This window comes from Neobacillus muris (assembly GCF_943193175.1).
Classification (GTDB): Bacteria; Bacillota; Bacilli; order Bacillales; family Cytobacillaceae; genus Neobacillus; species Neobacillus muris.
The window spans coordinates 1-12,254 of sequence record NZ_CALPDF010000072.1 but is presented as its reverse complement, the minus strand read 5'-3'; the positions used below and the strand labels follow the sequence as shown (position 1 = coordinate 12,254).

Genomic DNA, 12,254 nt, shown 5'->3' with positions numbered 1-12,254 from the left:
TGAACCCGTTAAGACGACAAAGTTATCAAATTTCACCGAGGATTTGTCGCCATGAACCCGTTAAGACGACAAAGTTATCAAATTTCACTGGGGATTTGTCGCCATGAACCCGTTAAGACGACAAAGTTATCAAATTTCACCGAGGATTTGTCGCCATGAACCCGTTAAGACGACAAAGTTATCAAATTTCACTGGGGATTTGTCGCCATGAGCCCGTCAAGACGACAAAGTTATCGAAATTCACTGGGGATTTGTCCACTTGAGGACAAAATCTAGTTGGAATGGTCAATGATGTCTTCAATTTTGTCCCATTAAAGACATTGCCATTACAATAGTCCCTTTTCATCTAAAAAATAGCACGCTTTTTGCTGAAAAAGCTAAAATCAGGTAAACTACTATTGAATAGGTGACCTTAGGCGAGTTCCTAAGGTTTTTTTTATGAAAAAATAAGGTAAAATGTAGATAAGATTGGAATAGATAAAAGGTGATGGCATGAATCAATATGAACTAAATACAGCAAGTTCTGAGGGGACCTCCCAATTTGCCCAAAGGCTCGCCAAGCTGTTGCAGCCTGGAGACGTCATTGCCCTTGAGGGCGACCTAGGTGCTGGTAAAACAACTTTTACCAAAGGCTTAGCGTTGGGATTAGAAATTAAAAAAACAGTCAATAGCCCGACATTTACCATTATTAAAGAATATCATGGCAGACTGCCATTGTATCACATGGATGTCTACCGGGTGGAGGACGGATTAGAGGACTTGGGCTTTGATGAATACTTTGAAGGTGAAGGAGTCACCGTAGTAGAGTGGGCCCATTTGATTGAGGAACAGCTGCCCGAGGAGCGGTTAACGATTTATTTATATCATGAAAGTGAGGATCATCGGAAAATTGTTCTGATCCCAAGGGGCAAGCGATATGAGGAATTATGTAAGGAGATTTTTCAATGACAATATTAGCGATTGATACTTCTAATAATCCATTAGGAGTGGCGCTTTTAGAAGAGGACCGAGTCCTTGGCGAGTATATCACCAATTTAAAAAAGAACCATTCCATCCGCATTATGCCGGCAATTGAAACCTTGATGCACGAATGTGAGCGGGTTCCATCGGATTTAACGAAGATTGTTGCGGCAAAAGGGCCGGGTTCTTACACTGGTGTTCGGATTGGTGTCACAATTGCCAAAACATTGGCCTGGACACTGAACATTCCGCTTGTTGGGGTTTCCAGCCTGGAAATCTTGGCAGCTGGGACAGGCCGGTACTTTGATGGTTACGTCTCTCCCTTATTTGATGCGAGAAGAGGGCAGATATACACAGGCCTTTATCAATTCCAGAATGGCCAATTGACCGTGGTAGAACCGGATCAATTAGCAATGGCTGTTGACTGGGCAGAAAAGCTTTCCAACACCGGCAAATCAATTTTATTTGTGGGAAATGATCTGCCGCTTCATCGGACCGTATTCCAGGAGAAGCTGGGGGCACAAGCTGTTTTTGCCCCGATGACGGAACATAATCCCCGGCCGGCAGAACTAGGGTTATTAGGAATGGATAAACCAGGAGAGGATATCCACAACTTTGTTCCGAACTACATCCGTCTGGCAGAAGCCGAAGCCAAATGGCTGGAGAAGCAGGAAAAATTGTAAAAGGATAGGAACAGATATATGGAAGACACATTTCGGTTTCGTTATATGAGGGATGAGGATATTGATCAGGTTTTAGCGGTTGAACATGCATCTTTTACGATGCCATGGAGCAGGGAAGCTTTTTATAATGAGTTGCACAACAATAAATTTGCGGTCTACCTTGTGCTGGAACACGGCGATCAAATCGTCGGCTACTGCGGGGTATGGATCGTCCTTGATGAGGCCCATATTACGAATGTGGCCATCCTGCCTGAATACCGCGGCAGGAAACTAGGGGATGCAATGATGCGCAAATTGATGGCAACCGCCAGGGAGATGGGCGCAAGAAGCATGACCCTGGAGGTAAGAGTCACGAACTATGTGGCACAATCCCTTTATCGAAAAATGGGATTTCAAAATGGCGGAATTCGAAAAAACTATTATTCGGATAATCAGGAAGACGCCTTAGTGATGTGGGTGAATTTATAATGAAGGATCAATTAATTTTAGGAATCGAAACAAGCTGTGATGAGACAGCTGTTGCGATCATAAAAAATGGCAGGGAAATTGCCGCCAACGTCGTGGCTTCGCAAATAGACAGCCACAAACGGTTTGGCGGGGTGGTTCCGGAAATTGCTTCCCGTCACCATGTCGAACAAATGACAATCGTTATGGAAGAGGCCTTAAATCGGGCGGATGTAACGATGGCTGATATTGATGCTATTGCTGTAACGGAGGGTCCAGGACTGGTGGGTGCCCTGCTGATTGGCGTCAATGCGGCGAAGGCACTGGCATTTGCCAATCAAAAGCCGCTTGTCCCTGTCCATCATATTGCAGGCCATATTTACGCAAATCGGCTGGTGACAGAGTTTACTTTTCCGCTGCTGGCATTGGTGGTGTCCGGCGGGCATACCGAGCTTGTCTACATGAAGGAGCACGGCCATTTTGAGGTGATTGGCGAGACGCGCGACGATGCGGCAGGTGAGGCTTATGATAAGGTGGCAAGAACTTTAAATATGCCGTATCCAGGCGGACCGCATATTGACCGGCTGGCACATGAAGGAACGCCGGCCATTGATTTGCCTCGGGCTTGGCTGGAGGAAGGTTCATATGATTTTAGCTTTAGCGGCTTAAAATCAGCCGTGATCAATACAGTCCACAATGCCGAACAGCGGGGCGAAACCATTGCCCCTGAGGATTTGGCTGCCAGCTTCCAAGCCAGCGTCGTAGAGGTTTTAGTCACAAAAGCGAAACGCGCTGTGGAACAGTACGGGGTCAAACAATTATTAGTGGCTGGCGGGGTAGCGGCCAATAAGGGTCTCAGGGAGGCATTAGAACTAACCTTTTCCGATCAGTCTGATGTGGAGCTGGTCATCCCTCCGTTGGCGTTATGCACCGACAATGCGGCGATGATTGCCGCTGCCGGGAGTGTCATGTTTGAAAAAGGAATTAGGGCAGACCTGACTTTGAATGCAAATCCTGGACTGGATATTGAGATATTTAACTAAAGCCCCTTCCATGAGGAAGGGATTTTTTTGTGAAAAAAGGTTTATTTTAATCTGATGCAAGTTAATTAAACGTTTGATTAACTCTTAAAAAACTAAGATGTTAACAGGGCTTTGGAGATTAATCAAACGTTTGAGTAAATTTAATCAAACGTTTGATTAATTCTCCCTATTTTTCAATTAAACGTTTGATTAAAGAAAAAAATGTGGATAAAACATTTTAATGACCAGCCTTTCGTTGTGGATAAGTATATATATATGTTGATATTGTGGATAAACTGCTGATAAAATGTGGATAATGTGGAAAAGTCGGTGGATTACTGTGATAAAGCCATCCTATTTGTGAATAAGCTTGTGGAAAAAGCAAAACTTCCTATATCTCTATCATTTTTTAGTTCTGGCGCCAAAAAAAAACCGGACAAGGTCCGGTTAATGGCTATTCAGCCAATTCAGCCCAATCTTCCATTAATTGATCGAGTGCTGCTTTGGCCTGTTCATTCTTACTATTAATTTCTAAAACCTTTTCATGGTCTTGAAACACTTCAGGATCGCATAATTGCTGCTCATACGACTGGATTTCTTCTTCTAATTGTTCAATCCTTTGTTCGATTTCCTCTAGTTTCCGCTTGCGCTGGCGTTCTAGCTTTTTGGACTCTTTATCCTGTTGGTAACTATTTTTTTCAGACAGGTCATTGGCAGCGGCTTTCTTCAGGGAAGCTTGCGCCTCCAATGCGGCCAGCTCTTCCTGTTCCAGTTTTTTGTCCAAATAATAATCATAATCGCCAAGATATTCTGTGCTTCCCGACGGGCTCAGCTCCAAGACCTTTGTGGCAATCCTGTTGATAAAGTATCGGTCGTGGGAGACAAACAAAATGGTTCCCGGATAATCTACTAAGGCATTCTCCAAGATTTCCTTGCTGTCCAAATCCAAGTGGTTGGTGGGCTCGTCCAATATTAACAGATTGGCTTTTTCCATCATCAGCTTGGCCAGCGCCAGCCGGGCCTTTTCCCCGCCGCTTAAAGTGGAAACGATTTTTAATACATCATCGCCGGAAAACAGGAAGTTGCCCAAAACTGTACGAATTTCTTTTTCTGGCTTGAGCGGGTATTCGTCCCAAAGCTCGTTTAAAACTCGCTTATTGGAGGTAAGGTTCGCCTGTTCCTGATCATAGTAGCCAATGGAAAGGTTTGTCCCATATTGGACGTTTCCAGCAAGTGACGGCAGTCTTTTGATAATCGTCTTTAACAGCGTCGATTTGCCGATTCCATTAGGGCCTACAAGGGCAATGCTGTCCCCGCGAAACACGCGGAAGGAAATTCCCTCAGACACTTTTTCCCCATTATAGCCCACTGCTAGGGAATCCACCGTCAATACGTCATTTCCGCTTTGCTTTTCAATATCAAACGAAAAATTGGCCGATTTTTCATCACCTTGCGGGCGGTCCATGACTTCTATTTTTTCAAGCTTCTTCCGCCGGCTTTGTGCCCGTTTAGTGGTTGAAGCCCGTGCCAGGTTTTTTTGGATAAAATCCTGAAGAGCGGAAATTTCCTGCTGCTGCTTTTCATACAGCTTCATTTCCCGTTCATAATTGGCCGCCTTCTGATCCAGATAAGCACTGTAGTTTCCGGTATACTTTTGCATTTGCCGGCGCGACAGTTCGTAAACTTGGGTTACGACTTTATCTAAAAAATACCGGTCGTGCGAAACGATTAAGATCGCCCCGTCATATCCCTGTAAGTATTGCTCCAGCCAAGACAGTGTTTCAATATCGAGATGATTCGTCGGCTCGTCCAATATTAAGATATCAGGTTTGGTTAACAGCAGTTTACCTAAAGCAAGCCGGGTTTTTTGGCCGCCGCTTAAACTCGAAATCATCAGGGAGTGGTCGTGGAAATTTAATCCGTGCAGCACAGACCGGATGTCTGCCTCAAATTGATAGCCGCCTTGCTCCTTGAACTTCACTTGAAGCTGGTCGTACTCTTTTAGGATCCGTTCGTATTTACCCTGATGATTGAAAATTTCAGGGTCGGCCATTTGCGCCTCCAGCCATCTCAACGATTTTTCCATCACTCTTAATTCCTCGAACACGGTCAGCATTTCTTCCCAAATAGACAGATTGGACTCCAAACCTGTATTTTGAGCTAAATACCCAATCGAGACATCTTTAGGTTTAATGATTTCACCGCCGTCATGCGACAAATGGCCGGCAATGATTTTTAAGAGTGTCGATTTTCCAGCGCCGTTTCGTCCGACAAGGGCTGCGCGGTCCCGGGTTTGTAATTCAAGCTTTATATTCGATAAAATTAGGTCAGCACCATAATATTTTTGCAGTTGATTCACTTGTAATAAAATCATTTATTTTCACCTCAATTACCTATGAATAGTGTACCTTATTCCGAAAGGGTCGGCAATAAAGGCCGATTTTTCAGGATCATGTTTCTTTTTGGAAAAAAAGTTCAAAGTTTCACAGACATAATCGCAAAAATATAGTATCATTCCTTTTGGGAGGCTTTTTATATGGCTGAGTTTACACATTTTAATGAAGAAGGCAGAGCAAAGATGGTTGACGTTAGTGATAAGCCGGAAACCGCACGGACGGCTCTTGCTCACTCGAGCATCAAGGTCAGCAAAGAAATTTACGAAAAAATAACAAATAATCAAATGAAAAAAGGCGATGTTCTGGCTGTTGCACAGGTTGCAGCGATCATGGCCGCCAAAAAAACATGGGACATCATCCCGATGTGCCACCCCATTCCCTTGACCGGTGTGAACGTGAACTTTTCATGGGAACAAGTGGACGCGGATCAGTATAAATTGCTTATACGAGCGGAAGTAAAAACCAAAGGCAATACTGGCGTCGAGATGGAAGCGCTAACAGCTGCATCGGCATGTGCGTTAACGGTTTATGATATGTGCAAAGCCGTCGATAAGGGAATGGTGATTGGCCCGACCTATTTAGTGAAGAAAACCGGAGGAAAAAACGGCGACTTTATTAGAGAAGACATAAGTCAGTTAGAGAGGTGAGGAGTATGGCGAACGAGACAACAAAAATTCCGCAGGCAACAGCAAAACGACTGCCCTTATATTATCGATTTATCCAAAACCTGCATGCTTCTGGAAAGCAGCGGGTGTCTTCGGCAGAATTAAGTGAAGCCGTTAAGGTCGACTCGGCCACTATCCGCCGGGACTTTTCCTATTTTGGTGCTTTGGGAAAAAAAGGATATGGCTATAACGTCAATTACCTCTTGACCTTTTTCCGGAAAACACTTGACCAGGACGAATTAACCAAGGTCGCCCTCATCGGTGTAGGTAATCTGGGAACGGCCTTTTTACATTATAATTTTATGAAGAACAATAATACGAAAATAGAATGCGCATTTGACGTGGATCCGGGCAAAGTCGGGACATCGATCGGGGATGTGCCCGTTTATTCTATGGATGAGCTGGAGAATTATTTAATGGAGGAAGGGATCCAGGTCGTCATTTTAACTGTCCCTGCCCCGGTTGCCCAACAAATCACGGACCGTTTGATGAAAACCAATGTGAAGGGAATTTTAAATTTCACGCCGGCGCGGCTCAATGTGCCTTCCACGATAAGAGTTCATCACATTGACCTTGCTGTCGAGCTGCAATCACTTGTTTACTTTTTAAAGCATTATCCAACAGTGGAATTTGAAGAATAAAGATAAAGGGTCTTTTCACAAATAGCTGTGAAAAGATCTTTTTTTATTTTCGGGGCAGGTGTATCTTTACAACGTAACAATGTTATGTTACATTAATCTCAGAAAGGGGTTATATCCATGAGTGAGGAATTAATATCGAAAAAGGAATTGCTGGATTTAGCTGGGATTTCGTATGGACAGCTCTATCGCTGGAAGCGGAAAGACTTGATTCCAGAGGAGTGGTTTATCCGAAAGTCCACCTTTACTGGACAGGAAACATTTTTTCCAAAACAAAAAATTCTAGAACGCATCAACAAAATTCAATTAATGAAGGAAAACCTGTCATTGGATGAGCTGGCCGATATGTTTTCCCCGAATTTAACGGATTTACAGTTAGAAAAGGGCGAATTAGTGAAACGTAACATCGTTTCGGAAAGTGTGATGAAGATTTATTCAGAGCTGGACCAGGGCAATGACCTATTTAATATATCGAGACTGCTGCAGGTTTATGTATTTGAAAAATTGCTGCAATCAGGAGAAATCAGCTTAGAGGAAGGGAAGATGCTGCTTCAGGTGCTTAAAGACCATGCTTCTGAAATAAAGCAAAAAAGCGGCCGGTTGATTATTACACGTAAACTGGGAGTGTCATCCTGTTTATTAACAGTTAACGCAGACAGCATTCACTTTGAACAAGGGACAAAAGTGGTTGCCTCCTTATCCTTGATGGAATGCATGGAAGAAATAAAGTCTAAATTGGTATAGAAGGAGAATAACAATGGAATGGAAGAATAAAGGGGACCTCTTGATCAATGGCTTAGGGTCATCCAATGGCGGCCAGTTTAATCTTGTCACATTAAATGGGCGCGGCACCATTAACACCGATGTTGAGTGCAATGTTTTGGATTGTAATGGATCTGGGGTCCTGAAGGGAAATGTCAAAACGACCAAAGCAAGGGTAAACGGAAATGCCCGCTTTAAAGGATCGATCGAAGCAAAGAAAATGACCATTGATGGAAATGCCAAGATTGAAGGAAACCTAATGGTTGACCAGCTACGAGTCTCTGGGAATGCTTTTGTAGGCGGAAAGGTGAAAGGCGAGGAACTAAAGGTCAAGGGGATTCTTAAAGTGGGTGAGGATTGCGAGGTCGAAGTGTTCTCAGGCAAATACCGGTTTACGATTGGCGGATTGTTAAATGCCGATCAAGTGGATGTTGAGATTTACGGCGATTGTAGAGCGAAAGAAATCGGCGGACGGACCATAACGGTCAAACCGCATAAAGGGTCCCTGATCGGGGCGTTATTTAAATCGCTTTATAAAACCCAATTAGAAGCCGAGTTGATTGAGGGAGACAAAATCGATTTGGAAAATACAACAGCAAAGGTCGTCCGCGGCAACCAGGTTCGGATTGGGGCCAATTGCCACATTGATATTGTGGAATATACAGAGGAATTTTCCCAGGATAAACAGGCGGTCGTGAACGACGTCAGACCATGCTAAAGGGAGGAGGCAGAATATGAATCAAGCAGAGAATTTGATTATTAATGGTACGGGCAGCTATCCGGGCGGCGACTACCAAAAAGTCAGCATCCGTGGTGAAGGCACGATCGCTAATGACGTCAACTGTTCGGCCTTTCATGTGTACGGTACAGGGGAAACGCTGGAAAATATCCGGGCCGGCTCGGTCAAAATTATGGGAGAAGCTGAATTTAAAGGGAATATTGCCGCTGACAAGACGCTGGTCATGGGATCCATGACAGTGGACCGGCAAGCGAAATTGACCAAAATGAAGATACTTGGCGAGCTATCAGTTGGAGAACATTTAAGCGGGGATACAGCGGATATAAAAGGGAGTCTCACGGTAGATGGGGATGTCGAATACGAATCGTTTGTTTCAAGCGGGGCCTTTGAGATTAAAGGGCTGCTGACAGCAGAGGCGATTAAACTTTCTTTAAGCTTTAGTACGAGCAAGGCGGAAGAAATCGGCGGCGGGAAAATCACTGTCAAAAGGGGCGCCTGGCTGATACCCTTCACCAATATCCCGTTATCCAAAAAGGAAGGATTCTTGTCCGCCAAGACCATTGAGGGGGATGAGATTTACTTGGAAAATACCACGGCTGAGGTGGTTCGCGGCAATGTGGTGAAAATCGGCCCTGGGTGCCACATTGGTCTGGTCGAATATTCAACCGAGTTGAAACAGAGTGCAGATTCCACGATAAAAGAATCGATAAAGCGGTAAAGGAGAAACGGGATGGAAGCAAAAAACAGCAAATTGGGGTTGGTAGTAGCGGGGCTTTTGCTCGGAATCTTGATGGCTTCGATGGATAATACCGTCGTTGTCACGGCGATGGGCACGATTGTCGGTGACTTGGGTGGTCTGGAGAGCTTCGTTTGGGTGGTTTCCGCTTATATGGTGGCAGAGATGGCCGGGATGCCGATATTTGGGAAACTGTCGGATATGTATGGACGTAAACGGTTCTTTATGTTTGGATTAATTCTGTTTATGGCGGGCTCAGCCCTGTGCGGAACCGCAGAAACGATTACGCAGCTGAGTATTTACCGGGCGATCCAGGGGGTGGGCGGTGGTGCATTGGTGCCGATTGCCTTTACGATTATGTTTGATTTATTTCCACCAGAGAAACGTGGGAAAATGGGCGGCCTGTTTGGGGCGGTGTTTGGCCTGTCGAGCATTTTTGGCCCGCTTTTAGGTGCATATATAACGGATCATATCAGCTGGCATTGGATTTTTTATATCAATTTGCCGCTTGGGATTATTTCGTTCATTTTTGTCGCAATTGCTTACAAGGAATCGCCTGTGCATCAAAAGCAGTCCATCGATTGGTGGGGGGCGCTTACCTTAATTGGTGCGGTGGTTTGTTTAATGTTTGCGCTCGAGCTTGGCGGCCAGAAGTATGCTTGGGATTCTAGTCTGATTATCAGTTTGTTTATTGGGTTTGCGGTCTTATTTCTCGTCTTTTTGTTCGTCGAAATGAAAGCCAAGGATCCGATTATTTCTTTTTCGATGTTTAAAAATCGTTTGTTTGCAGGGAGTACCTTGGTTGCTTTGTTTTACGGGGCGGCCTTTATGGCAGCAACGGTCTATATTCCGATCTTTGTTCAGGGGGTTTATGGAGGAAGTGCCACGAATTCTGGGCTGATTCTTCTGCCGATGATGGTCGGTTCTGTCGTCACGGCGCAGGCCGGAGGGTTCTTGACCAGCAAAATGAGCTACCGGAATATTATGTTTCTATCAGCGGTGATCCTGATTGCGGGCTTTATTTTGCTAAGCACACTCACGCCGGAAACGAGCAGGGCCATCCTGACCCTTTATATGATCGTCGTTGGTTTAGGGGTTGGATTTTCCTTTTCTGTCTTAAGTATGGCGGCGATTCACCCATTTGGGATGGCGCAGCGCGGTTCTGCCACCTCGACCAGCAATTTTATCCGCTCACTTGGGATGACGGTAGGAGTCACCATTTTCGGGTCTATCCAGCGAAATGACTTTTCGGATGGGCTAAATAAGGCGTTTGCAGGATCGGGCGGGATGGCACAGGGCCAATCGTTTGGCGATTCCCGGTCGCTCTTGGCAGAGGAGGCAAGGACGCAGATTCCACCGCAAATTTTAGAAAAAATTACGGATGTTCTCTCCAGCTCGATTGTCCATACCTTCATGTGGGGGCTCGTTCCGGCTGGAATTGCCTTTTTGCTCATCTTTGGCCTTGGCAAAGAACGCATGGCCTTCGCAAAGGAAGAACCATCTAAGACGATGTAAAAACTGGAATTTGGCGGCGGTCATCTTTAGAATGAGATGATCATGCCGCCTTTTCCTGCATATGTTCCCATAGTTGCCCCCATATAATTGATGAGGACCTCTTTTGGCTGGAATTTCTCGATAAGCTCTTGTTTAATAGCTTCGGCTTCTTCCTCATTTCCCGTATGTGTGATTCCGAAAACGGTATTGGAAAAATGGCTGCTTTGTTCTTGGATGAGCTCCATTGTTCGGTTGTGAAATCGTTTTTTGCCTCTGACTTTTTCCTTGATCTCCACTTTCCCGCCCTCCACTCTTTCTAAAATCACTTTGATGTTCAGGATCTTCGCTAATGAGCCTTGAAATTTGCTGAGGCGGCCGCCTTTGACGATATTCTCGAGCGTATCTAATAGAACCAAGATCGTCATGTTTTCCCGATATTCGGTTAGATTTTTCATGATTTCTTCCATGGTCGCACCTTGCTGGGCAAGTTCTGCGGCACGGATGATTTGCAGGCCATGGCCAAGCGAGCCGGCAAGGGTATCAAATACGGTCACATTTTTGTCTGATAGTTCTTTTCCGAGACAGGCTGATTGATAGGTGCCGCTCAATCCGGATGAGATGGTCAGGCAAAGCAGTTGGTCATCGTGATCGAATTGGTTAAAGCTTTGGGCAAATAAAGCGGGTGACGGCTGCGAGGTTTTGGGCAGCTCATCTGAGTGAAACATTTTTGTGAAAAATTCCTTTGGTGTCAGGTCGATTCCCTCTGCATAGTTTTCGCTGCCCATTGTAATCGTCAACGGAACGACCGTAATTTGGTATTTTTCTAGTAAATGTTTTGGCAAATCGGCTGAGCTATCGGTGATTATTCTAATCAAAGGGATCCCATCCTTATTTCTCTTTTATTTAAGTATAACAAGTTCGTGGAATAGTTTGTACGTTAAAGAATGGGTTCTTATTTTCGGGACTTTTTTATATACAAACTGGAGGCAAAAAGGTAAAATGAATCTAAACCAATAAAACCAATATGAAAGGTTGGGATTAAAATGACAGAAGCAGTTCGTTCGATCCCGCGTCCGCTTGTAAAAACTAATCAATGGGTGATTGTCATTAGTGTTCTTTTGACATGGATGACTGGCTACGAGTGGTTTTTACTGATTCCTTTTGCTGCAGGTGTACTTGGTCTCTTTTTCGGATTTAATCCGGTTATGCAAATAGCAAAGCTTTTTTTGAGAAAGGATTTGAAATCCTATATTCCTGAGGACTGGGAGCAGCAGCAATTTAACCAGAAGATTGCGGTGTCTTGTCTGGGTCTCGGGTTTATCGGTTTTTTCATGGGCTGGAACACGCTTGGGTATGTGTTTTCGGTTATGGTGGCAGTTGCTGCTTTTGTCGCTATCCTGGGTTTTTGTGTCGGATGCTTTATTCATTATCAATGGAGACAATATCAATATCGCAGGACTCAACAATAATCTAATAAAGTTTTTTCAGAGAGCTGTTTTTGGAAGGCTCTTTTTTTATATTTAGAATGGATGTTGAATCCGGTTATGAGGACAAGAGTGAGCGAATGAGCTCAGGAATTGTCGTCATGAAACGGTCAAGGAGACAAAATTGGCTAAGGGGAACGTGAGTTTGTCGTCATGAAGGGGTTAAGGCGACAAAAACGATGAAGGCAAGCAAGAATTTGTCGTCATGAAGGGGTTAAGGCGACAAAAACG

Annotated in this window: 13 protein-coding genes; 11 read left to right on the top strand and 2 right to left on the bottom strand. The window is 44.6% G+C overall.

What is annotated here, in order from left to right:
* Positions 1-492: 492 nt before the first annotated feature.
* From tsaE to tsaD, 4 genes are read left to right on the top strand one after another with little or no spacing between them, the layout of a single operon-like run.
* Complete coding sequence (gene tsaE, locus NFS43_RS23960; RefSeq protein WP_251555484.1) at positions 493-948, top strand: tRNA (adenosine(37)-N6)-threonylcarbamoyltransferase complex ATPase subunit type 1 TsaE; 456 nt, start codon at positions 493-495, stop codon at positions 946-948.
* On the top strand, positions 945-1,643 hold the full coding sequence (tsaB, locus tag NFS43_RS23955; RefSeq protein ID WP_251555482.1) for a tRNA (adenosine(37)-N6)-threonylcarbamoyltransferase complex dimerization subunit type 1 TsaB: 699 nt from the start codon (positions 945-947) through the stop codon (positions 1,641-1,643). Before tsaE ends, tsaB begins: the two co-directional genes overlap by 4 nt.
* An 18-nt stretch (positions 1,644-1,661) precedes the next feature.
* Positions 1,662-2,111: a ribosomal protein S18-alanine N-acetyltransferase gene (gene rimI / locus NFS43_RS23950; RefSeq protein WP_251555480.1), complete on the top strand. Its 450-nt coding sequence runs from the start codon at positions 1,662-1,664 to the stop codon at positions 2,109-2,111.
* Positions 2,108-3,130, top strand: a complete 1,023-nt coding sequence (gene tsaD, locus NFS43_RS23945; RefSeq protein ID WP_338150635.1) for a tRNA (adenosine(37)-N6)-threonylcarbamoyltransferase complex transferase subunit TsaD — start codon at positions 2,108-2,110, stop codon at positions 3,128-3,130. The genes rimI and tsaD overlap by 4 nt, the downstream gene beginning before the upstream one ends.
* Positions 3,131-3,563: 433 nt before the next feature.
* Here tsaD and NFS43_RS23940 read toward each other — a convergent pair whose 3' ends face one another.
* Positions 3,564-5,483: an ABC-F family ATP-binding cassette domain-containing protein gene (locus NFS43_RS23940; protein ID WP_251555478.1), complete on the bottom strand. Its 1,920-nt coding sequence runs from the start codon at positions 5,481-5,483 to the stop codon at positions 3,564-3,566.
* Positions 5,484-5,645: 162 nt separating this feature from the next.
* On the opposite strand from NFS43_RS23940, the gene moaC reads away from it, so the two are divergent.
* The 6 genes from moaC to NFS43_RS23910 all read left to right on the top strand — a co-directional run bounded on the left by moaC (position 5,646) and on the right by NFS43_RS23910 (position 10,560).
* On the top strand, positions 5,646-6,152 hold the full coding sequence (gene moaC / locus NFS43_RS23935) for a cyclic pyranopterin monophosphate synthase MoaC (protein WP_251555477.1): 507 nt from the start codon (positions 5,646-5,648) through the stop codon (positions 6,150-6,152).
* 5 nt (positions 6,153-6,157) lie between these two features.
* On the top strand, positions 6,158-6,811 hold the full coding sequence (locus tag NFS43_RS23930; protein WP_251555476.1) for a redox-sensing transcriptional repressor Rex: 654 nt from the start codon (positions 6,158-6,160) through the stop codon (positions 6,809-6,811).
* A gap of 117 nt (positions 6,812-6,928) precedes the next feature.
* The gene (locus NFS43_RS23925; protein ID WP_251555475.1) at positions 6,929-7,552 is read left to right on the top strand and encodes a YhbD family protein; all 624 of its coding nucleotides are present in this window, start codon (positions 6,929-6,931) and stop codon (positions 7,550-7,552) included.
* 13 nt (positions 7,553-7,565) lie between these two features.
* Positions 7,566-8,288: a polymer-forming cytoskeletal protein gene (locus NFS43_RS23920; RefSeq protein WP_251555474.1), complete on the top strand. Its 723-nt coding sequence runs from the start codon at positions 7,566-7,568 to the stop codon at positions 8,286-8,288.
* A gap of 16 nt (positions 8,289-8,304) precedes the next feature.
* Positions 8,305-9,027 carry a cytoplasmic protein gene (locus tag NFS43_RS23915; RefSeq protein WP_251555473.1) on the top strand — a complete coding sequence of 241 codons (723 nt, stop codon included), beginning with the start codon at positions 8,305-8,307 and terminating at the stop codon, positions 9,025-9,027.
* 12 nt (positions 9,028-9,039) lie between these two features.
* Positions 9,040-10,560, top strand: coding sequence for an MDR family MFS transporter (locus NFS43_RS23910; protein WP_251555472.1), 1,521 nt, complete (start codon positions 9,040-9,042; stop codon positions 10,558-10,560).
* A 26-nt stretch (positions 10,561-10,586) separates the two neighbouring features.
* Here the strand turns inward: NFS43_RS23910 and NFS43_RS23905 are convergent, their stop codons facing one another.
* Positions 10,587-11,414, bottom strand: a complete 828-nt coding sequence (locus NFS43_RS23905; protein WP_251555471.1) for a DegV family protein — start codon at positions 11,412-11,414, stop codon at positions 10,587-10,589.
* Between the two features lie 168 nt (positions 11,415-11,582).
* Here NFS43_RS23905 and NFS43_RS23900 point away from each other — a divergent pair, with 168 nt between their 5' ends.
* Positions 11,583-12,008 carry a DUF4395 domain-containing protein gene (locus NFS43_RS23900; protein ID WP_251555470.1) on the top strand — a complete coding sequence of 142 codons (426 nt, stop codon included), beginning with the start codon at positions 11,583-11,585 and terminating at the stop codon, positions 12,006-12,008.
* Positions 12,009-12,254: the final 246 nt, after the last annotated feature.

What these genes read in the sequence shown, in the direction of transcription:
- tsaE (WP_251555484.1), top strand. Translation starts at nt 493, where the DNA reads ATGAATCAATATGAACTAAATACAGCAAGTTCTGAGGGGACCTCCCAA.
- tsaB (WP_251555482.1), top strand. Translation starts at nt 945, where the DNA reads ATGACAATATTAGCGATTGATACTTCTAATAATCCATTAGGAGTGGCG.
- rimI (WP_251555480.1), top strand. Translation starts at nt 1,662, where the DNA reads ATGGAAGACACATTTCGGTTTCGTTATATGAGGGATGAGGATATTGAT.
- NFS43_RS23940 (WP_251555478.1), bottom strand. Translation starts at nt 5,483, where the DNA reads ATGATTTTATTACAAGTGAATCAACTGCAAAAATATTATGGTGCTGAC.
- moaC (WP_251555477.1), top strand. Translation starts at nt 5,646, where the DNA reads ATGGCTGAGTTTACACATTTTAATGAAGAAGGCAGAGCAAAGATGGTT.
- NFS43_RS23930 (WP_251555476.1), top strand. Translation starts at nt 6,158, where the DNA reads ATGGCGAACGAGACAACAAAAATTCCGCAGGCAACAGCAAAACGACTG.
- NFS43_RS23925 (WP_251555475.1), top strand. Translation starts at nt 6,929, where the DNA reads ATGAGTGAGGAATTAATATCGAAAAAGGAATTGCTGGATTTAGCTGGG.
- NFS43_RS23920 (WP_251555474.1), top strand. Translation starts at nt 7,566, where the DNA reads ATGGAATGGAAGAATAAAGGGGACCTCTTGATCAATGGCTTAGGGTCA.
- NFS43_RS23915 (WP_251555473.1), top strand. Translation starts at nt 8,305, where the DNA reads ATGAATCAAGCAGAGAATTTGATTATTAATGGTACGGGCAGCTATCCG.
- NFS43_RS23910 (WP_251555472.1), top strand. Translation starts at nt 9,040, where the DNA reads ATGGAAGCAAAAAACAGCAAATTGGGGTTGGTAGTAGCGGGGCTTTTG.
- NFS43_RS23900 (WP_251555470.1), top strand. Translation starts at nt 11,583, where the DNA reads ATGACAGAAGCAGTTCGTTCGATCCCGCGTCCGCTTGTAAAAACTAAT.